The sequence below is a fragment of the Kitasatospora sp. NPDC101183 genome, assembly GCF_044767945.1.
Lineage (GTDB): Bacteria > Actinomycetota > Actinomycetes > Streptomycetales > Streptomycetaceae > Kitasatospora.
This window is the reverse complement of the sequence record NZ_JBIWOW010000011.1, coordinates 174,587-195,075: the sequence shown is the minus strand read 5'-3', so window position 1 is coordinate 195,075 and position 20,489 is coordinate 174,587. Positions and strand designations below refer to the sequence as shown.

Annotated in this window: 17 protein-coding genes; 11 read left to right on the top strand and 6 right to left on the bottom strand. The window is 75.9% G+C overall.

Annotated elements, in window-relative coordinates; all coding sequences use genetic code 11:
- The first annotated feature begins 174 nt into the window (after positions 1–174).
- Positions 175–897, top strand: a complete 723-nt coding sequence (locus ACIRRS_RS17675; protein WP_402971491.1) for a phosphotransferase family protein — start codon at positions 175–177, stop codon at positions 895–897.
- 10 nt (positions 898–907) lie between these two features.
- Positions 908–1,819: a LysR family transcriptional regulator gene (locus tag ACIRRS_RS17670; RefSeq protein WP_402971488.1), complete on the top strand. Its 912-nt coding sequence runs from the start codon at positions 908–910 to the stop codon at positions 1,817–1,819.
- Position 1,820: 1 nt separating this feature from the next.
- Here the strand turns inward: ACIRRS_RS17670 and ACIRRS_RS17665 are convergent, their stop codons facing one another.
- The 3 genes from ACIRRS_RS17665 to ACIRRS_RS17655 form a co-directional block, all read right to left on the bottom strand.
- Entirely contained in the window at positions 1,821–3,008 is a 1,188-nt protein-coding gene (locus ACIRRS_RS17665; protein ID WP_402971485.1) for an MFS transporter, read from the bottom strand.
- Positions 3,009–3,152: 144 nt separating this feature from the next.
- Positions 3,153–3,404: a ferredoxin gene (locus tag ACIRRS_RS17660; RefSeq protein WP_402971483.1), complete on the bottom strand. Its 252-nt coding sequence runs from the start codon at positions 3,402–3,404 to the stop codon at positions 3,153–3,155.
- Entirely contained in the window at positions 3,401–4,618 is a 1,218-nt protein-coding gene (locus ACIRRS_RS17655) for a cytochrome P450 (protein WP_402971480.1), read from the bottom strand. The genes ACIRRS_RS17660 and ACIRRS_RS17655 overlap by 4 nt, the downstream gene beginning before the upstream one ends.
- A 673-nt stretch (positions 4,619–5,291) precedes the next feature.
- Between ACIRRS_RS17655 and ACIRRS_RS17650 the strand changes: the two genes are divergently transcribed.
- Together ACIRRS_RS17650 and ACIRRS_RS17645 are read left to right on the top strand one after the other, a co-directional pair.
- Positions 5,292–6,377, top strand: a complete 1,086-nt coding sequence (locus ACIRRS_RS17650; RefSeq protein WP_402971478.1) for an S-(hydroxymethyl)mycothiol dehydrogenase — start codon at positions 5,292–5,294, stop codon at positions 6,375–6,377.
- Entirely contained in the window at positions 6,377–7,006 is a 630-nt protein-coding gene (locus ACIRRS_RS17645; RefSeq protein WP_402971475.1) for an MBL fold metallo-hydrolase, read from the top strand. Before ACIRRS_RS17650 ends, ACIRRS_RS17645 begins: the two co-directional genes overlap by 1 nt.
- 48 nt (positions 7,007–7,054) lie before the next feature.
- On the opposite strand, the gene ACIRRS_RS17640 is transcribed toward ACIRRS_RS17645, so the two are convergent.
- A complete protein-coding gene (locus tag ACIRRS_RS17640; RefSeq protein ID WP_402971472.1) occupies positions 7,055–8,059 on the bottom strand; it encodes a hypothetical protein in 1,005 nt (334 codons plus the stop codon).
- A 286-nt stretch (positions 8,060–8,345) separates the two neighbouring features.
- On the opposite strand from ACIRRS_RS17640, the gene ACIRRS_RS17635 reads away from it, so the two are divergent.
- The 7 genes from ACIRRS_RS17635 to ACIRRS_RS17605 all read left to right on the top strand — a co-directional run bounded on the left by ACIRRS_RS17635 (position 8,346) and on the right by ACIRRS_RS17605 (position 18,092).
- Positions 8,346–9,914, top strand: coding sequence for a DUF3604 domain-containing protein (locus ACIRRS_RS17635; RefSeq protein WP_402971470.1), 1,569 nt, complete (start codon positions 8,346–8,348; stop codon positions 9,912–9,914).
- A 68-nt stretch (positions 9,915–9,982) separates the two neighbouring features.
- On the top strand, positions 9,983–10,762 hold the full coding sequence (locus tag ACIRRS_RS17630; RefSeq protein ID WP_402971467.1) for a polysaccharide lyase: 780 nt from the start codon (positions 9,983–9,985) through the stop codon (positions 10,760–10,762).
- A gap of 45 nt (positions 10,763–10,807) precedes the next feature.
- Positions 10,808–12,373, top strand: coding sequence for an ABC transporter substrate-binding protein (locus tag ACIRRS_RS17625; protein WP_402971464.1), 1,566 nt, complete (start codon positions 10,808–10,810; stop codon positions 12,371–12,373).
- Positions 12,374–12,451: 78 nt separating this feature from the next.
- Positions 12,452–13,411 (top strand): ABC transporter permease, encoded by a 960-nt coding sequence (locus ACIRRS_RS17620; protein WP_402971462.1) that lies wholly within the window; start codon positions 12,452–12,454, stop codon positions 13,409–13,411.
- Positions 13,408–14,253 carry an ABC transporter permease gene (locus tag ACIRRS_RS17615; protein ID WP_402971459.1) on the top strand — a complete coding sequence of 282 codons (846 nt, stop codon included), beginning with the start codon at positions 13,408–13,410 and terminating at the stop codon, positions 14,251–14,253. Before ACIRRS_RS17620 ends, ACIRRS_RS17615 begins: the two co-directional genes overlap by 4 nt.
- The gene (locus ACIRRS_RS17610; protein ID WP_402971456.1) at positions 14,250–16,052 is read left to right on the top strand and encodes a dipeptide ABC transporter ATP-binding protein; all 1,803 of its coding nucleotides are present in this window, start codon (positions 14,250–14,252) and stop codon (positions 16,050–16,052) included. Before ACIRRS_RS17615 ends, ACIRRS_RS17610 begins: the two co-directional genes overlap by 4 nt.
- A gap of 54 nt (positions 16,053–16,106) precedes the next feature.
- Entirely contained in the window at positions 16,107–18,092 is a 1,986-nt protein-coding gene (locus ACIRRS_RS17605; RefSeq protein ID WP_402971450.1) for a hypothetical protein, read from the top strand.
- 37 nt (positions 18,093–18,129) lie between these two features.
- Here ACIRRS_RS17605 and ACIRRS_RS17600 read toward each other — a convergent pair whose 3' ends face one another.
- Both ACIRRS_RS17600 and ACIRRS_RS17595 read right to left on the bottom strand, forming a co-directional pair.
- Complete coding sequence (locus ACIRRS_RS17600; protein ID WP_402971445.1) at positions 18,130–19,398, bottom strand: sulfatase; 1,269 nt, start codon at positions 19,396–19,398, stop codon at positions 18,130–18,132.
- A 3-nt stretch (positions 19,399–19,401) separates the two neighbouring features.
- Complete coding sequence (locus tag ACIRRS_RS17595) at positions 19,402–20,403, bottom strand: hydroxyacid dehydrogenase (protein ID WP_402971442.1); 1,002 nt, start codon at positions 20,401–20,403, stop codon at positions 19,402–19,404.
- Between the last annotated feature and the right edge of the window lie 86 nt (positions 20,404–20,489).

Here is a 20,489-nt window from a genome sequence, read left to right as displayed (position 1 = left end):
GACGGAGGAGGTGCTCGCGGTGGTCGAGGGGCCGGCGGTGGTGCTGCGGCTGGTCGAGGGGCGCGGGGCGGAGGGCGGCGCGTACGGGGGCGAGGTGCGGTACCACGTCGAGGCGCTGGAGCGGCCGGCCGGGCGGGAGGCCCGGCCGATGGACGCGGCCACCGCCGCCGCGCGGTGGACGCCACGCTCGTGCCCCGGGTGGTCGACGCCGACCCGGCCGAGGGGCGGCTGCTGCTGGAGGCCGTGCCCGGTGAGGACTGCTGGGGGCCGTCCGCCGCGACGGTCGCGGAGGTCGTGCCCCGCCTGGTGGCCGCGCAGGCGGCCCTCGCCGAGGACGGGCGGGCGGCCTCGGCGGGCCTGCGCGACCGCAGGCCCCGGGCGCTGCTCGCGCAGCTGGAGGCGCTGCTCGACCGGCTCCCGCGGGAGACCGACCTGACCACCGAGGAGCTGGCGGGGGCGGCCCGGATGGTGGAGGAACTCCCGGGCGTCATCGAGGAGTTGGATGACTGCGGGCTGCCCGCGACCGTCCTCCACGGCGACTTCCACCCCGGCAACTGGCGGGCCGAGCCCGGCCGCCCGGCCGTCGTGCTGGACTTCGCCGACGCCTGCCTCGGCCACCCCGCCCTGGACGGTCTGCGGGCGCGCGCGTTCCTCACCCCGGAGGCCTGGGAGCACCACGCGGACGTCTGGTCGGCGGCCTGGCGCGCGCACGCCCCCGGCTCCCGGCCCGGGCGGGCGCTGGAGCTGGCCGAGCCGCTGCACCACCTGGCGTACGCGCTGCGGTACCAGGAGTTCCTGGACGGCATCGAGGCGAGCGAGCGCCCGTACCACGAGGGCGATCCGGCCGCCGAGATCCGGGCGGCGCTCGCCTGCAGTACCGGGGCGGGCCGGTCGTAGACTGCCGATCGTGGAACCGAACCCCCGACTCCTCCCCCAACTCCTCCCCGAACTGCCCCTCCAGGAGCTGGAGTGCTTCTCGGTGCTCGTCCACGAGCTGCACTTCGGGCGGACGGCCGAGCTGCTGGGCCTCTCCCAGGGCCGGGTCTCCCAGCTGATCAAGCGGCTGGAGCGCCGGGTCGGTGCCCCGGTGTTCCGGCGGACCAGCCGGCGGGTGGAGCTGACGGAGCTGGGGCGCGGGCTGGCCGAGCAGGTGGTGCCCGCCTTCGACCGGCTGCGGGAGGGGTACGACGCCGCCCGCGCCTGGGCCGCCGCCTCGGACCGGCCGCTGCGGCTGGGGTTCCAGTGCGCGGTGTACGAGCCGGTGGCGAAGGCGATCGCCGCGCTGCCGGGCGGCGTCGTGGAGCTGGTCGAGCTGCCCTGGGGCGATCCGTTCTCGCTGCTCGCCCGGGGCGAGATCGACCTCGGGATCGTGCTCGGGCCGTGCCGGGAGCCGGAGTTGGAGGTGCTGCTGGAGTTCTCCCGGCAGCCCGTCCGGGTGGCCGTCTCGGCCGGGCGGTGGGCGGGGGAGGTCGCGATCGCGGGGGAGCAGCTGGCCGGGATGGAGCTGATCGAGCCGCGCGGCCCGGCCCCCGCGTACTGGCGGGAGGCGAACGCCCCCCGGCAGGCGCGTGGTGGGCCGGGGCTGACGTACACGGCGGGCGCGGCCACCGTGCAGGAGGGGCTGACGATGGTGGCGGTCACCGACCGGGGGCTGCTGCTGTGCGAGGCGAGCACCCGGTACGTGCAGCGGCCGGACATCCGCTACCTGACGGTCAGCGACCTGGAACTGCCCTCCACCCTCCAGATGGTGCAGCACGGGCGCCGGCCGCACCGGCTGGCCGCGCTCCTCGTCGAGCAGGTCCGCCGGTTCGAGGACTGAGTCAGCCCCGGGGCCGGGAGATCGCGGCGAGCAGCAGCCCACCGCCGGTGAACAGGGCCGCCGCGGCCAGCACGGCGCGGTTGCCCGCCTGGTCGATGACGAGGCCGCCGGCGAGCGAGCCCAGGGCGATGCTCGCGTTGAACACGGCCGACCAGAGCGCCACCGAGGTCTCGAAGCGCTCGGGGGCGGCGGCGCTCACCCAGGTCTGGGTGGCGACCGACACCCCGCCGTACGAGACGCCCCACAGCACCAGGGCGAGCAGGACGCCGGCGAGGCTCCCGGTGCCGTACGGCAGCAGCGCGGTGGCCAGGGTGACCCCGGCGAGGGCGGTGACCACGGCCGTCTTGGGGCGCCGCCCGGCCAGCGGGCCGAGGGTGAAGTTCCCGGCCACGCCCGCGAGCCCGTACACCAGCAGGCAGCTCGCGATGACGCCGCCGGCCAGGCCCGCGTCGCTCTCCAGCACCGGGCGGACGTAGGTGTACCCGGCGAAGTGGCCGATGACGACGAGGGCGGTGATGCCGAGCCCGGCGGCCACGCCCCGGTGGCGCAGCACGGCGGTGAGGCCGCCGAGCCGGCCGCGCTCGTGCACCGGCAGCGGGGGCAGCGCGAGGGCGAGGACGGCGGCGCAGAGCACGCCGAGCAGGGCGAGCGCCCAGAAGGCGCCGCGCCAGCCGACGGCGGCGGCCAGGTAGGTGCCGAGGGGGACGCCGAGGACGGAGGCGATGGAGACGCCGGAGAAGATCAGCGTGGTGGCGAGCGCGACCTTCGTCCCGTCGACCAGGCGCGAGCCGAGCGCGGCGGCGACGACCCAGACCACGCCCATGGCCACGCCGAGCAGGACGCGGGAGGCGGCGAGCACGGCGAAGTTCGGGGCGAGGGCGCTGAGGGCGTCGGCGGCGGTGAGCAGGGCCGTGAAGGCGATGAGGACGCGCCGGCGGTCGTGCAGGCCGATCAGGGCCGGGGCGAAGGGGGAGACGGCGGCGGCGACCACGCCGGTGATGGTGAGGGAGAGGCCGGCGACGCCGTCGGTGACGCCGAGGGTGTGGGCCATGGGGGTGAGCAGGCCGACCGGCATCATCTCGGAGGAGACGACGGTGAAGGTGGCCAGGGCGACGGCGAGGACGGGTGCCCAGCGGGTCGGGGTGCGGGGCGGGGCCTTCGGGGGCTCGGTGCACAGGGCGTTCGACATGCCGCCAGCTCATCAGCGGGTGACAGGGGCGAACAAGATCGATCGGCTCATCGATCGATTAGCAGGGTTAATCAAACGGGGGCAGGCCGATCGAGCGGGAGCGAAACGAGGGGGAGCCCCCAGCGGCAGGGCTCCCCACCTCGCTCATTCCGCAGGAGCGATCCGGTACCCGCCGCGCGCCGAGAGCAGGGTCAGCGCCTCGACCGGGCAGTAGTCCACCGCGTCCGTCAGCTCCGGGGTCAGTTCCGCGCCGCCGTCCGCGTACCCGGACACCGGCTCGGCCACGCCGTCCGGCCCGAGGGCCAGCGCGCCGGGCGCGCCGAGGGCGCACATCCCCGAGCCGATGCAGCGGGCGCGGTCCACCCGGACGAGCACGGCCTCCGCCGGCGCCGTCACCAGGCGACCCGGAGGGTGCTCGGGCTACGGGTCAGCAGGCCGCGCCGCCAGTCGAGGGCCTCCAGCGGCTCGTCCAGCCGCAGCGAGGGCAGTCGGCGGGCCAGCCGGTGCAGGGCCAGCTCCAGCTCCATCCGGGCCAGCCAGGCGCCCAGGCAGTGGTGGGGCCCGGCGCCGAAGGTCAGGCTGGGGGCGGCCAGCGGGGAGAACAACTCGGTGATCAGGTCCGAGGTGAACGCCCCCGGGTCCTGGTTGGCGGCGTTGGTGTCGGCGGCGACCACGCTCCCGGCCGGGATGACCACCCCGCCGATCTCCACCTCCTCGACGGCGCGGCGCAGCAGGCCGGGCATGCGCTCCGTGGCGTCGCCCAGCGGCACGCCGCGCAGCAGCTGCTCGGTGGCGGCGCTCGCGCTGGCCTCGTCGGCGGCCAGTCGCAGCCAGGCCTCGCGGCCGTCCTGCAGCAGGTAGACCAGGGCGTTGCCGAGGCTGGTCATGGTCGTCTCGTGGCCGGCCACCACCAGGCCGATGACCAGGGCGACCAACTGCTCCTCCGTCATGCTGCCGTCCCCGGCCGCCGCGACCAGGCCGCTGACCAGGTCGTCGCCGGGGGCGGCGCGGCGCTCGGCGATCACCTGGGCGGCGAACTCCGCGAACTCGCCCATGGCGGTGGCGATCTCCTCGGCGGTGTACGCGGTGGCGGAGAGCGCGTGGTCGCTCCACGTCCCGATGCGCTTGGAGTCCAGGTTGTCCACGCCCATCAGGCGGCTGATCACCACGACGGGCAGCGGGCGGGTGTAGGCGGCGACGATGTCGGCGGGGGAGCCGCCGTCGATCAGCTCGTCGATGAGGGACTCGACCACGGAGGCGACCCAGGGGCGCCAGCGGGCGATGGCCCGGGGGGTGAACGCCCGCTGCACGGTGCGGCGCAGGCGCTGGTGGTCGGTGCCGTCGACGTTCAGCATGCTCTGCGGGTCGTCCAGGATGTTCGGGACGAGGACGATCGGCGGGGCGTCGGGCGTGTAGAGGGAACTGCGGTCCAGGCGCGGGTCGGTGAGGACCTGGCGCACGTCGGCGTGGCGGCTGACCACCCACACCGGGGTGCCGGTGGGCAGGGCGGCGAGCCGGGGAGGGCCGGGTTCCACGTGGCGCAGGCAGTGCATCGGGGGGAGCGGCGCGGTGCCGGTCGCGGCACCGGGCGCACTGTTCTCGGCGGGCATCCGAACTCCAGACTCCAGGGCGGTGGGCCGCAAGGGGGCGGCCCGACGGGGGGTGCAGTCGGGATCGTGCAGTCGGGATCGTGCGGGCGGGTGGCGGTACGGGGCCGGGACGCGAGGGGGACGTGGGGCCCGGTGACGGAGGGCGGGAAGGCGTGGCGGGACCGTACGGGCGTGGACCGCGCGGGCGCGTACGGTCGGTACGCGCCCGGAGCGGGCGGTGCGCGGTGGCGCGTCGTCGCAACGGGGCGGGTGCGCCGAGCGCGCGGCCGGGCCGTCCGCCCCGGCTCCGACCGTACGTGGACGGTTGGGTGTCCGTCTGCGGCACTTCCAGCCAACGGCGGTGGAATCCGGGCGGTTCGGGGCACGGGCCCCGGCGGGTGGTGCCACCCGCGCGCCCCCGTGACGTGCACGCGCCGGGAGGCACCGTTCGCGCGCCGGTGGGGCCGTACCCGGGCGTCGGGCGCGGGCGTCGGGCGCGCGCCCGGCACGTGCCCCGGGCGGGCTCCGGCCGGGCTCCGGGTCGGGCCCCCGGCCGGGCCCCGGGCGGACCTCCGTGACCGGACGATACGCTTCGGGGGCGGCGGTGACGGCGGCTCGGCCCGCCCCACCGCGAACGGAAAGCAGCAGGTCGAGCCGGGTGCGAGGGCGCACCGGCAGACGGAGGTGGGATCGGATGGCCCAGCAGGTCAAGGCAGTCATCGCGCGCGCCAAGGGCGCGCCCGTGGAGGTCACCACGATCGTGGTGCCCGACCCAGGCCCGGGCGAGGCGGTGGTCAGGATCCAGGCCTGCGGGGTCTGCCACACGGACCTCCACTACCGCGAGGGCGGCATCAACGACGAGTTCCCGTTCCTGCTCGGCCACGAGGCCGCGGGCGTCGTCGAGACGGTCGGCGAGGGCGTCACCGAGGTCGCGCCCGGCGACTTCGTGATCCTCAACTGGCGTGCGGTGTGCGGCCAGTGCCGCGCCTGTCGGCGCGGGCGCCCGCAGTACTGCTTCGACACCCACAACGCCAAGCAGCGGATGACGCTGCTGGACGGCACCGAGCTGTCCCCGGCGCTGGGGATCGGCGCGTTCGCCGAGAAGACCCTGGTCGCCGCCGGGCAGTGCACCAAGGTCGACCCGGCCGCCGAGCCCGCCGTGGCCGGGCTGCTGGGCTGCGGCGTGATGGCGGGCCTCGGCGCCGCGATCAACACCGGCGGCGTGGGCCGGGGCGACTCCGTCGCCGTCATCGGCTGCGGCGGCGTCGGCGGCGCGGCCGTCATGGGCTCCCGGCTGGCGGGCGCGGCGAAGATCATCGCGGTGGACATCGACGACCGCAAGCTGGAGACCGCCCGCACCCTGGGCGCCACCCACACCGTCAACTCCCGCACCACCGACCCCGTCGAGGCGATCCGCGAGCTGACCGGCGGCAACGGCGCGGACGTCGTCGTCGAGGCCGTCGGCCGCCCCGAGACGTACAAGCAGGCCTTCTACGCCCGCGACCTCGCCGGCACCGTCGTCCTGGTCGGCGTGCCGACCCCGGAGATGACGCTGGAGCTCCCGCTGCTCGACGTGTTCGGCCGCGGCGGCGCGCTCAAGTCCTCCTGGTACGGCGACTGCCTGCCCTCGCGGGACTTTCCGATGCTGATCGACCTCTACCTCCAGGGCCGCCTGGACCTGGGCGCGTTCGTCACCGAGACCATCGAACTCGACGGCGTGGAGCAGGCGTTCGCCCGCATGCACGAGGGCGACGTCCTCCGCTCGGTGGTGGTGTTCTGATGGGCGCCCGCATCGACCGGCTCGTCACCGCCGGCACCTTCGACCTCGACGGCGGCAGCTGGGAGGTGGAGAACAACGTCTGGATCGTCGGCGACGACGCCGAGGCCGTGGTGATCGACGCCGCGCACGACGCCGAGGCCATCGAGGCCGCACTCGGCGGGCGGCGGCTGCTCGCGATCGTCTCCACCCACGCGCACAACGACCACATCGACGCGGCCCCGGCCCTCGCCGAGCGCACCGGCGCGCCGATCCTGCTGCACCCCGACGACCTGCCGCTGTGGAAGCTCACCCACCCCGAGCGGCTGCCGGACGGCGAACTGGCCGACGGGCAGGCGATCGAGGTCGCGGGCACCACCCTGACGGTGCTGCACACCCCGGGCCACGCGCCCGGCGCCGTCTGCCTGTACGCCCCCGACCTGGGCACCGTCTTCACCGGCGACACCCTGTTCCAGGGCGGCCCGGGCGCCACCGGGCGGTCGTTCTCGCACTTCCCGACCATCGTCGAGTCGATCCGCGAGCGCCTGCTGACGCTCCCGGCCGACACGGTGGTGCGCACCGGCCACGGCGACCCGACCACGATCGGCGCCGAGGCCCCGGCCCTGCCGGAGTGGATCGCGCGCGGCCACTGAGCCCCGACGGCCCCGGGGGAGGCATCCGCCCCCGGGGCCGTCGCGTCCTCAGCGCGGGCGCAGGCCGGCGAACTCGTCCAGGACGGCGACGCGCAGTTCGTGGGCGCCGTCCGGGCGGGTCCACTCGTAGTACAGGTACCAGCGGCCTCGGGCGGCGACGAGGTCGGCGTAGCGGACGTCGAGCCAGGGCCCGTCCGGGGTGAGGCGGCGCCAGGTGCGCAGGTCGGGGGAGGCGGCGAGGCCGCAGCGCTCCTCGTAGTTGCCGGCGGCGTCCGAGGAGCCGTCGTAGAGCGCCAGCCAGCCGCCCTCGCCGTCCGGCAGGACGGCGGTGATCCGGGACTCGTAGCCGTCCCAGGCCCCGGCGGGGCCGACGTCCAGGGCCTCGGCCGCCCGGCCGGGGGCGGCGGCGAAGCGCAGCCCGTCCGGGGAGAGGGCGTGCGCGGTGGGCTGGACGGTCAGGCCCGTGGTGTGGATGTCGGCGTCGGCGTGCGCGCGGGCGCGCTCCTCGGCGGTGAACGGCCGGGCGCGCGAGACCGTGGTGAACAGGTGGACGCCCTCGGGGGTGTCGAGCAGGTATGGGTCCTTGACGCCCTCGGTGCCGGTGGTGGCGGCCGTGAGCACGGGGGTGCGGGCGGCGAGGTCGAAGTGTTCGGGGGCCTCGGCGGTGAGCGCATCGATGCGCCAGCGGTTGTCGGCCGGGTCGACGTAGCTGAGGTGCAGAAGGTAGCGGCCGTCGCGGCGCAGCAGGGCGAGGCGTTCCATCGAGGGGGAGCCGAGCTCCTCGCTGCGGACCGACCAGAGGTCGTGGAACTCCAGGCCGTCGTGGCTCTCGGCGACGGCGCAGCGCCAGCCCCGCTCCGGCCCGCCGGGGGCGCTGTCGCCCGCCGTGCTGCGCGGGCGGCGTGCGCGGTAGGTGAGCAGGAAGCGGTCGAGGTCGGGCTCGTAGCGGACGCTCGGGCAGCCGGCCCAGTACCCGGGCTCGGCGCGTTCCGGGGCGAGGACCAGGTGCGAGCCGCTCAGGTCGGGGGCGGCGGGCAGGGCGGGATCGGGCATCGGGGCCGTCCTTGGGCTTCGGCGGGGGCACGCGGATCGAGAACTTTCTATCAGATCGATCAAAAGTGAGGGCCTGCCGGAGGGGCCGGGCCTACCTGCGCTTTCCCTCCTCCACCTGCCGATCCACTGTGAAGGCGACGTTTCGTCCGATGGCGATCACGCGACGCGCGGATCGGTGACCTTGACCGCTGCCGGGCGTTCGGGGCTAACTTCTTCTCAGACTCGATCAAACGCAAGCGACGACCGTGACGCCAGCGACAACCGCGACCCGAGGAAGCCAGCCCCGATGACCGCCCCCACCACCGACGCGCCCGGCTACGCCGGCCTGGGCCTGTACGTCGGCGACCTCCACAACCACTGCGGCATCAGCTACGGCCACGGCGGCATCGAGGACGCCTACGCCAACGCCCGGCTCCAGCTCGACTTCGCCAGCGTCACCGGCCACGGCTGGTGGCACGACCTGCCCGAGCGCACGCCCGAACTCGCGGGCCTGGTCGACTACCACACCGAGGGCTTCGCCCGCCTGGCCCGCCTCTGGGGCCACGTCCAGGACGTCACCGCCGCCGCCCACCGCGACGGCGAGTTCGTCACCTTCCAGTCCTTCGAGTGGCACAGCCTCGCGTACGGCGACCACTGCGTCTACTTCGACGGACCGCGCGGCGAGATCATCCGCGCCGACTCCCTGGAGCACCTGCGCGCCCGCCTGCGCGAACTCGCCGCCGAGGGCGTACGGACCTGGGCGCTGCCCCACCACATCGGCTACGGCCCCGCCCGGCGCGGCATCGACTGGGCCTCCTACACCGAGGAGTTCGCCCCGGTCGTGGAGATGATGTCCATGCACGGCTGCGCCGAGTCCGACGAGGCGCCGCGCGACTACCTGCACACCATGGGCCCGCGCGCCGCCGCCGGCACCGCCCTGCACGGCCTGCGGCTGGGCCACCGCTTCGGACTGATCGGCTCCACCGACCACCACAGCGCCTTCCCCGGCAGCCACGGCCACGGCCGACTGGCCGTCTGGGCGCCGGAGTTGACCCGCGACGGGATCTGGACCGCCGTCCAGCAGCGCCGCACCTACGCGATCACCGGCGACCGCATCCTGCTCGCCACCTCCGTCAACGGCGCGCCGATGGGCGCCGAGGCCCCCTCCGCCGACCGGCGCCGCGTCCGCGTCACCGTCCGGGGGCGCGACGCCCTCGACCACGTCGAACTGCTGCGCAACGGCGTGCCCGTCCACCGCGTCAGCCGCCCCGAACTCCTCGCCGGCGCGGGCCCGTCGCAGGCCTTCACCGGCACCCTCGGCCTCGCCGTCGGCTGGGGCCGGCGCGGCGAGCCGGTGCACTGGGACGTCGCGCTGCGCGTCGAGGGCGGGCGGCTGCTGGACGTCCAGCCCCGGCTGCGCGGCTCCGAGACCGTCGCCCCCGCCGAAGCCGAACCGGCGACGTACCGGCCGTCCGTCTGGGAGCGCACCGCGCCCGGGGCCGTCCGGCTGCGCACCGTCACCGAGGGCAACCCCAACACCGCCACCGACAGCACCCAGGGGCTCTCGCTGCGGGTCGAGGGCGACGTGCGCACCCGGCTGGTCGCCGTCGTCAACGGCGTCGAGACCGCCCACACCGTCGGCGAACTGCTCCAGGGCGCGCGCACCGGCTTCACCGGCGGGTTCGTCTCCGGCGCCTACCGCCTCGACCGCGCGGTGCCCGACCGGGAGGCGAGCGCGGAGATCGACCTGACCGACGAACGGCCGGGCGGGGACGGTGACTTCTACCACGTGCGGGTACGCCAGCTGAACGACCAGTGGGCCTGGTCCAGCCCGACCTGGGTCGGCCCGGCCGCCTCCTGTCGCCGGGCCGGCTGACGCCCGTACCCGCGACAGCCGGCCGCCGCACCCCGTACCGAACCCGAACCCCGAGAAGGAGAACCGCCATGTCCCGCCTGCCCGGACGCCTCGCCGGTGCCGTCCTCACCGCCGCCCTGGCCGTGACCGCCGCCGCCCCCGCCCACGCCGCCCCCGCCACGGCGGCGACCGCGGACGGCACCGTCGTCTTCGCCGACGACTTCGAGTCCGGCACCGTCTCCGCCTGGACGCGCCAGCGCGTCGACGGCAACGGCAGCATCACCGTCGCCCCCGCCCCCGCCGGGGGCAGCGGCCTGGCCGCCCGCTTCGCCGTCCCCGACGACGGCGCCTCCTACCGCTCCGAGGTCGCCGTCAACTCCCTCGGCTGGGGCAGCTACCGCTTCGCCCTCGCCGACTACCTGCCCGCCGACTGGGCGCAGACCTCCACCGAGACGATCCTCGCCCAGTGGCACGGCTACCCGCTCGCCGACGGCAACGACACCAAGCCGCCGATCGCCCTGACCGTCAAGGACGGCAGCTGGCGGCTCAAGGTCCACTGGCTCACCGACCCGACCACCGTCCAGGAGGCGGTGATCCCGCTCGGCGACGTCCAGTTCGGCCACTGGAACCAGTGGGCCTTCGACATCACCTGGTCCACCGACACCAGCCCCGGCAGCATCGCCGTCCAGCGCGACGGCGTACAGGTCGGCTCCTACACCGGCCTCAACAACTACCACCAGAACCAGTCGCCGTACTTCAAGACCGGCATCTACCGGGCCAACTGGAACCCGGCCAAGAACATCCCCTACCCCGTCGGCGGCCCCGACGTGGTGGCCTGGAGCGACAGCGTCGTCGTCACCAAGTACTGACCACACCCCCGCACACCCCCGAGAACCGAAGAGGTACGCACCACCATGAGCGACGCGGCCCGCCACCACGGCCTGCCCCGACGAGGCTTCCTGGGCCTGAGCGCCGCAGCGGCCCTGCTGGCGGCGGGCTGCCGCTCCGCCACCGACGACGCCGCCGGCACGGGCGCCGCCGCTCCCTCCGCCGCCTCCGCGCCCGACCTCCAGATCGTCTACGGCGCCGCCCCCGACCCGACCCAGCTGCTCCACCGCGGCCCCGACACCCCGGTGTTCGTCAACCTCGTCCTGGACCGGCTGGTCGACCTCGACCCGCAGACCCTCCAGCCGGTGCCCTGGCTCGCCACCTCCTGGGAGTGGAACGCCGACCGCACCAAGCTCGTGCTCAAGCTCCGCGAGGACGTCGCCTTCCACGACGGCCGCCCGCTCACCCCCGACGACGTCGTCTTCTCCCTCACCGGCGCCGCCAGGACCTCCCAGGTCAAGCCCCTGCTGGAACGCCTCTCCGACATCCGGGCCAGCGCCGCGCACGAAGTCACCCTCACCCTCGCCAAGCCCACCAGCAACCTGTTCGACGCGCTCGCCTTCAACCCCGTCGTCGACTCCCGCACCTACGTCGACGGCAAGGCCGCCGACAAGGTCAACGGCACCGGGCCCTTCACCTGGCAGTCCTTCAAGGGCGGCAACCAGCTCGACCTCGCCCGCCACCCCCACTACTGGCAGAGCGGACAGCCCCGCTTCGAGCGGATCACCGTCCGCTCGGTGACCAGCAGCCAGGCCGCGCTCTCCGCCCTCCAGTCCGGGCAGTCCCACCTCATCGGCGCCGTCCCCGGACGCGACCTCAAGGTCCTCGCCGGGAACCCGGCGTACACCGTGCAGTCCGCCCGGTCCTCCTACCAGCAGGCCTTCCTCGGCGCGAACACCGCCACCAGGCCGCTGGACGACCGCAGGGTCCGCCAGGCCCTCCAGTACGCCGTCGACCGCGAGCGCATCGTCGCCCAGGTCTACGGCGGCCACGCCGAGGCCAGCAGCCTGCCCTGGCCCTCGAACACCCCCGGCGTCACCCCCGACCAGGTCAACCGCTACCCGCACGACCCGGACAAGGCCCGCGGCCTGCTCCGCGAGGCCGGCGCCGAAGGGGCCCGCCTGCCGCTCACCGCCGCGAACTCCCCCGTCTTCAGCTCCCTCGTCGAACTCGTCAAGTACGACCTGGAACAGGCCGGGTTCGGCGTCGACGTCCAGCTCCTCGACAACGCCGCCCTCCAGCCCAAGATCCAGCAGGGCACCCTGGAAGGGCTGTTCATCGCCAACCACGGCATGGTCAGCGTCTCCCCGCTCAGCGGGATCACCGTCTCCGGGCCCCTCCAGGTCGGCCGCAACACCTCCCACGTCACCGACCCCGCCTACGCCGACCTCCAGGCCCGCGCCTTCGCCGCCGCCGACGACACCGCCAGGGCCGACGTCAACCACGCGCTCTCCGAGTACCTGCTCACCGAGTCCTTCCACGTCACCCTCGCGCACGCCTGGGAGGCCTACGCCTTCGCCTCCTCGGTGCACGGCGTGGGCACCAGCGCGCTCGGCTACCTGCGGCTCGGCGACACCGGGCGCACCGCCTGACCCGCCGACCCCGCGGCGCCGTCCCAGGACGACCCCCACCGCCCTGGGGCGGCGCCCCCGTTCCCCTGGAGAGCCCCCGTGCCCTACTGGACCAGAAAGGCCGCCGGCGCGCTGGCCACCCTCTGGCTCGCCTCCGTCACCGTCTTCCTGCTCCTGCGCCTGGCCCCCGGCGACCCCGTCTCCGCCGCCCTCGGCGCCGAGGCCGACCAGGAGCAGCACGACCGGCTCGCCGCCGCCCTCGGCGTCGACCGGCCGATGGCCGCGCAGTACCTGGGCTGGCTGCGCGGACTGCTCACCGGGGACCCGGGCGACTCCTTCCACTACCGCGAACCCGTCACCCGGCTCATCGGGCAGAGCGTCGGCAGCACCGTCCAACTCGCCCTCGTCGCCGGCCTGTCCATGCTGGTGCTCGGCCTGGTCCTGGGCGTCGCGCTGGCCTCCGAACGGCGCGGGCGTCTCGCCCGGGCGCTCGACCCGCTGGTCACGGCCCTGCTGGCGCTGCCGGTGTACGTCACCGCCGTGCTGTTCGTCTTCGTCTTCGCCGTGCTGCTGCGCCTGCTGCCCGCCGGCGGCGAGCGGGACCTGTTCAGCGCGCCGGACCTCGCCCTCCAGTACCTCGCCCTGCCCGCCGCCGCCCTCGCGCTGCCCGGAGCGGCCGTCCTGGCCCGGCTGCTGGCCACCGAGCTGCGCCGCACCCGCCAGGAGGAGTTCGTGCTCACCGCCGTCGCCAAGGGCGCCGCGCCCCGACGCGTCCTGGCCCGGCACGTGCTGCCCAACAGCCTCGCCCCGTTCTGCGTCGAGTTCGGCCTGCACCTGGGCGAGCTGCTCGGCGGCGCCGTCGTCGCCGAACAGCTCTTCGCCCGGCACGGCCTGGGCCAACTGCTGCTGGACGCCGTCAACCAGCGCGACTACCCCGTCGCCCAGACCCTGATCATGCTCGCGATCGCCGTCGCCGTCCTCGTCCAGCTCGGCACCGAACTGCTCGTCGGCCGGCTCGATCCGAGGATCGCCCGCGCCGGGACGGGGGCGGGCCGGTGAGCGCCGCGACCGCCGCCGCCGGGCGCCGCCGCCTCCCCGCGCTGCCGCCGGCGCTGCGGACCCCGCGCGGTCGCGTCGGCGCGGCCCTGGTGCTGCTGGTCGTGCTGCTGGGGCTGCTCGGCCCCCTGCTGCTCGACGCCGACCCCTACCGGCAGGGCCGCGACGCCCTGGCCGGGCCCGCCTGGGCGCACCCGCTCGGGACGGACGAGGTCGGGCGCGACCTGCTGGCCCGGGTGCTCGCCGGGGTCCGTACCGACCTGCTGGTCTGCCTGCTCGCCGTCCCGGCCGCCGCCGTCCTCGGCACCCTGCTGGGCCTGCTCGGCGGCCTCAACCGGCTGCTCGGCGAGCTCGTCCAGCGGCTCTTCGACCTGCTGCTGGGCTTCCACGGCCTGCTGCTCGGCCTCGCGCTCGCCCTGCTGGTGCGCCCGGGCCCGACCACCGTGGCGGCCACCATCGTCCTCAGCGCCCTGCCCTCCTTCGGCCGGCAGGCCCGCGCGGCCCTGCTCGGGCAGCTCGCCCGCGACCACGTGGTGGCCGCCCGGGTGCTCGGCGTGCCGCGCGGACGCGTCCTGCGCCGCCACGTGCTGCCGAACGTCGTCGACGCCACCACCGCGCTGCTGGCCGTCGCGATGGCGCACGCCGTCAAGATCGAGGGCGGCCTGAGCGTGCTCGGCCTCGGCGTCCAGCCGCCCGCCCCCGCCCTCGGGGCGATGATCAACGCAGGCTCCAAGTACCTGTTCCTGCAGCCCGGTTACGCCCTGGCGCCGGTCGCCCTGCTCGGCCTGCTGGTGTTCGGCCTGACCCTGCTCGCCGACTCGTTCAACCGGGAGAGACTGCGGTGACCGCGACCCAGACCGATGTTCCGGCGACGCTCACGGGCCCGGCCCCGCTGCTGGAGGTGCGCGGGCTGCGCGTGGAGGCGGCCGGGGCCGAGGCCGTGCGCGGGGTCGACCTCACCGTCCGGCCGGGCGAGATCCTCGGCCTCGTCGGCGAGTCCGGCTCCGGCAAGACGCTGACCGCCCTGGCCGTCAACCGGATGCTCCCGCCCGGCTGCCGCACCACCGCCGGCAGCGTCCGCTTCGACGGCACCGACCTGCTCGCCCTGCCCGAACCCGCCGTCCGGGCGGTGCGCGGGCGCCGCATCGGCACCGTCTTCCAGGACCCGCTGGCCCACCTCAACCCCCGTACGCCCGTGGGCCGCCAGATCGCCGAGGCCGCGCTGGTGCACGGCGCCGGCCGCCGCGAGGCCCGCGACCGGGCCCTCGACCTGCTCGACCTCGTCGGCATCGCCGAGCCCGCCCGCCGCTACCGCGACCGGCCGCACGAGTTCTCCGGCGGCATGCGCCAGCGCGTCCTGATCGCGATGGCGATGGCCAACCGCCCCGAGCTGCTGATCGCCGACGAGCCGACCACCGCGCTCGACCCGAGCACCCGGGTGGAGATCCTCGACCTGCTGGTCCGGCTGCGCGAGGAGACCGGCACGGCCGTCCTGCTGATCACCCACGACCTCGGCGCGGTGGCCCGCAGCTGCGACACCGTCCAGGTCATGTACGCCGGGCGGACGGCCGAACGCGCCCCCGCCACGCGGCTGCTGGCCGCTCCCCGGCACCGCTACACCGCCGGGCTGCTGGCCGGGACGCCCCGGCTGGACGGCCCGCGCGGCGCGTCGCTCACCGTCATCGGCGGGCGCCCGCCGGCACCGGGCGAGGCCCTGCCCGGCTGCGCCTTCGCCCCGCGCTGCGCGGCGGCCGTCGACCGGTGCGCGGGGGAGCAGCCGCCGTGGTCGGGCACGGGGGAGGCGGGATTCGCCTGCCATGTCCCGGTGTCACAGGCCGTTCTGACGGATCGTCAGGAGCCTTCGGCGCGGCGGGTGGAGCGGGCCGCCGAGCCCGTCCTGGTCGCCGAGGAGCTGACCGTCCGCTACGGCCGCCGCCGGCCCCCGGCCCTGGAGGGGGTGAGCCTGAGCGCGGCCCCCGGCCGGGCGGTCGGCGTGATCGGCGAGTCCGGCTCCGGCAAGTCCACCCTGGCCCGCGCCCTGCTCGGGCTGGTGGCCCCGCACGCGGGGACGGTCCGCGTGGCGGGCCGCTCCTGGGCCGGGGCCGGCCGGGCGCGGGAGCGCGAACTGCGGCGCTCCGTCCAGATGGTGTTCCAGGACCCGTACGCCTCGCTCAGCCCCCGGATGACGGTGCGCGAGGCCCTCGCCGAGCCGCTGGCCGTCCACGGCCTGCGCGAGCCCGACCCGGCCGGGCTGTGCGCGCTGGTCGGCCTGCCCGAGGCGGTGCTCGACGCCCTGCCGCACCGCCTCTCCGGCGGCCAGCGCCAGCGGGTCGCGATCGCCCGGGCCCTCGCCGTCGGCCCGCAGGTGCTGGTGGCGGACGAGCCGACCTCCGCGCTGGACGTCTCCGTCCAGGCGCAGATCCTCAACCTCTTCGCCGACCTGCGCGAACGCACCGGCGTCGGGCTGGTGTTCATCTCGCACGACCTCGCCCTGGTGCGGCACCTGTGCGACGAGGTGCTCGTCCTGCGGCACGGCCGGGTCGTCGAACGGGCCCCGGCCGAGCAGCTGTTCGCCGAACCCGCGCACCCGTACACCCGGGAGCTGCTGGCGGCCGCCGGCGCCCCCGTACCGCCCCTGCCGTGACCTTCCGTGACCTTCCGCGCCCTTCCCGCGGCCTCTGCCGGAGTCTGGAGACCCATGCCTTCCGTGAACCCCACGCGCCGCCGACTGCTGCTGGGCACCGGCGCGGCCGCCGCCCTCACGGCCCTCGGCCTGCCCGCCGCCGCGGCGGCCGACGGCCCGGACGTGACCGGCCTCGGCCCCGGCAACGCCGACTTCCCGCTGATGAGCGCCACGCTGATCGGCGGGACCCTGTGGATCGGCTCGCGCAACCTCGCCCCCGCCCGGGTCGTCGGCTACGACCTGGCGACCGGCCTGGTCACCGCCACCGTCGACCTGCCCACCGGCACCTTCGTCCAGGGCTCGGCCGCGTCCGGCGGCGCGCTGTACCTCGGCGTCACCGACGCCCCCCGCGACGTCAACCTCTACCGCTACGACGGCACGCTGACCGCCCTCGGGAACGTCCCCGGCGCCGACGTCCGGGACGTGGCCGTCGCGCCGGACGGCACCGTCTACGCGACCGGCCGTCAGAAGGGCCGCGCCGCAGGGCCCGGCCTGTACGCCTGGAGCCCGGCCACCGGCGCCGTCACCGAGGTCGCCTCCCCGGCCCCGAACGCCACCCAGGGCCGGGCCGTCGCCGCCACCGCGACCCGCGCCTACCTCGGCACCGGCAGCAACCTCGCGGGCGGCTCCGGAGCCAGCCCCGCCACCCTGTACGCCGTGGACCGGGCCACCGGCGCCGTCACCGACATCACCCCGCCCGAGCTGCGCGGCGACACGATCATCCGACGGATCACCGTCCTCGGCGACGACCTGCTCGCCGTCTCCACCGAGGGCGCGCCCGCGCACGTCGCCCTGCTCGACCCGGCCGACCACCGGGTGCTGCGCGCGTTCGCCGTGCCCGGGACGAAGAGCGTGACGAACTTCCAGCGGCGGGGCGACACCCTGTGGTTCACCTCCACGGAGCACGGCGTGCTGTGGCGCCACGACCTCGCCACCGGCGCCCTCGACCAGCTCGCGACGCCCGTGCCGGAGGGCAACTCCTGGGGCCTCGGCCGGCTCGGCGACACCCTCGCCGGGGTCACCGAGGGCGGCACGGCGTGGACCCTGGACCTCGCCTCCGGCGCCGTCGCCACCCGGGACCTCGTCGAGGCGGGCGCCCCCGCCTCCGCCCAGCTCGGCATGTCGGTCGCGGCCCGGTCGGGGCGGGTGTACGTCGGCGGCAACGGCTCGATCGCCCTGCACGACCTCGCCGCCGGGACGGTCCGCAAGCTCCCCGTGCCGGGCGAGGCCAAGGACACCGTGGTCCTGGAGGACGGCACCCTGTACCTGGGCGTCTACTCCTCGCAGGGCATCTGGCGCTACCGCCCGGGCGTGGACGCGGCGCCCGTGCGGGAGGCGGCCCTGCCCCAGGCGCAGAACCGGCCGCAGGTGATCCGCCGGGACCCGTCCAGCGGCCTGCTGCTCCTCGGCGTCCAGGCCGACACCACCGGCGGCGGCTCCTTCGTCACCCACCGCCCGGGCACCGACCGGCCCACCGTCCACGTGGACCCGCTCGGCCCCGGCCAGCTCGTACGGGCCGTCGCGGCCGGGCACGGGCAGGCCTTCCTCGGCGGCGACAACGCCCGGCCGACCGGCCCGCGCGGGGACCTCGCGGCCTGGGACCCGGTCGCCGGACGCGAACTCTGGCGCACCGCCACCGACCTGGGCGCGGGCGTCAGCAGCCTGGAGGTGCACGGGCACACCCTGTACGGCCTCACGGTCGACGGGACGGCCTTCACCGTCGACCTGCGCCGCTCGGGGCGGGCCGGGTACGCCCCCGTGATCGGGCGGCGGGCGGCGCTGGGCGCGGCGGCCGGCACCAACCCGCGCCTGCTGTCCGTCGGAGGCGCGCTGTACGGGATCAGCGAGCGGGCCCTGTTCCGGCTGGACCGGGACACCCTGGCGGCGACGGTGCTGGTCGAGGTGGACGCCGAGTGGTACAGCGGCGCCCGGCTGGCCGCCGACGAGGACGGCGTGCTCTACACCCTGCGGGGGCGGGAGCTGATCGCGGTGCGGCCGTAGACGGGGCCGGGCGGGGCCGGGCGGTCCGGCCCCGCCGTCAGTGCGTGGTGCGGGGCACGAACCGGGCGAACGGGTCGGCGGCGGCCGCGCAGTGCTCGGCGAGCAGGCCCCGGAAGCGGTCGAGCAACGGCGCGTGCCGGGCGTCGACGGCCAGGTTGACCAGCTCGCCCGGGTCGGCGGCGAGGTCGAAGAGCTGCTCGCGGTGGTCGCCCCAGGCGTAGCAGACGTACTTGTGCGGCCCCGAACGGACCATCCGGCCCAGGGCGTTGTTGAACCCGGGGATCTCCCAGCGGGTCTCGACCACCACGCTGGCGTGCTCCTCGGGCGCGCGCAGGCTGCGGCCGGGAAGGCCCTGCGGGGTGTCCAGTCCGGCGAGGTCGCAGAGGGTGGGGATGAGGTCGAGCCCCGCCGCGACGAGGCGTTCGTCGACGGCTCCGGCGGGCACGCCGGGCCCCGTCACCACCAGCGGGACGCGCACGCACTCCTCGTACAGGGCCCACTTCTGGTTCCAGCGGTGCGCGCCCGCGCCGTCGCCGTGGTCGGAGCTGAAGACCACCACCGTCTCCCGGTCGTGCTCCGCCACGGCCGCCAGCAGCTGTCCGATGTGCCGGTCCACCCGTTCGACCAGGGCGTAGTAGGCGTGCCGGTAGCGCCGCCAGTCGTCCTCGCGCCACGCGGCCGTCGGGTGGGTGTGCGGCTGGGCCCGCTCCGCGAGGCGGGGCAGCGCCGCCTCGTACGGGGCGGCGGGGAAGTTGGCGGGCAGCGGCGGGAGTTCGGCGGTGGGCGGCGGCGCCGGGAGCGGGCCGGTGCGCGGGTCCTGGCCGCGGGCCCACTCGCAGATGCCGTGCGGCTCCAGGAAGGAGGCGACGAGCAGGAACGGCCGCTCGCGCGGGGTGCGGACGAACTCCGCCGCGGCGCGGGCCAGTCCGGCGTCGTCCCCGCCGGCCGGGTGGATGCGGCGGAATCCCCGGCCCTCGGGCAGGGAGAGCTCGGGCAGGTGCCACTTGCCGCCGTAGCCGCAGTCGTACCCCGCCTCGGTGAACAGCCGCCCCAGCAAAGGGTCTTCGGGGCCGCCGGTGTTGCCGGTGACGCCGACGGCGCTGGGGAGGCGGCCGGTCATCAGGCTGGCGCGCGAGGGGGTGCAGAGCGGCTGGGCGCAGTAGGAGTGGGGGTAGCGGGTGCCGGCGGCGGCCAGCGCGTCCATCGCCGGGGTGCGCAGGTACGGGTTGCCGGCCGCGCTCATCGCGTCGGCGGTCTGCTGGTCGGTCAGGATCAGCACCACGTCGGGGTGTCGGGGTCGCGGCACGGGTCAGGCCATCCGTTCGTAGGAGCGCCGGTCGAGCGCCCGGCGCAGCGGCTCGCCGCGCAGCCAGCGCTCGAACTCGCCGACCACCAGGTCGCCGAGGCGGCGGCGTTCCAGCTCGCGGCTGCCCGCCAGGTGCGGGGTGACGACGACGTTGGGCAGGGTGAACAGCGGCGAGCCCGGCAGGGGCGGTTCGGGGTCGGTGACGTCCAGCACCGCGAAGAGGTCCGGGCGTTCGGCGAGGACCTCGATCAGCGCGGGCTCGTCCAGGACGGCGCCCCGGGAGGTGTTGACGAGGGTGGCGCCGGGCCTCATGGAGGCGATCAGCCGCCCGTCCACCAGGTGGCGGGTCTCGGGGAGCAGCGGGGTGTGCACACTCACCACGTCGGCGGTGGCGAACAGTTCGTCGAGGCCGACGGCCTCCACCCCGGGCGGCGGCGGGGCGTACGGGTCGTGGGCGAGGACGCGGACGTCGTAGGCGCGCAGCATCTCGCAGACCAGGCGCCCGGCCGCGCCCAGGGACAGGACGCCGACGGTGGAGCCGTACGCGCCCGGGGTGCGGCCGGCCGGGACGGCGGCGCGGGCGGCCCGGGAGGCCAGCACGTGGCGCCAGCCGCCCTTGAGGGCGTAGACGATCTGGGCGACGGTGAACTCCGCGACGGGCACGGCGTTGGCGTGCACGGCGGTGACGATCGGGACGCCCGCCGCCCAGAAGGCCTCCCCGGCGATCCGGCGCACCGAGCCGGCGGCGTAGAGCACGAGCCGCAGGCGGGGGAGGCGGGCGAGTGCCGGGGCGTCGAGGACGGGGCCGCCCCAGCCGGTGAACAGCACCTCGACCTCGCGCAGCGCCTCCGGCGGGGCGGCGGCGAGCCGTTCGGCGCTCCAGACGCCGTGCGGGTCGGCGGGGTCGGCGAGCAGCGCGGCGCCGGCGGCGACGCGGGCGCGGGCACCGGGGCCGTAGACGTCGGGGAAGCGCTCCGGGTCCATCGCGAAGGCGGCGGTGGGCATCCGGGGTCTCCTCACTCGGTGGCGCGCATCGTCTCAGGACTTTCTCCCAGGACTTTCTATCACAGTGAGAAATAATCGGATGCCGC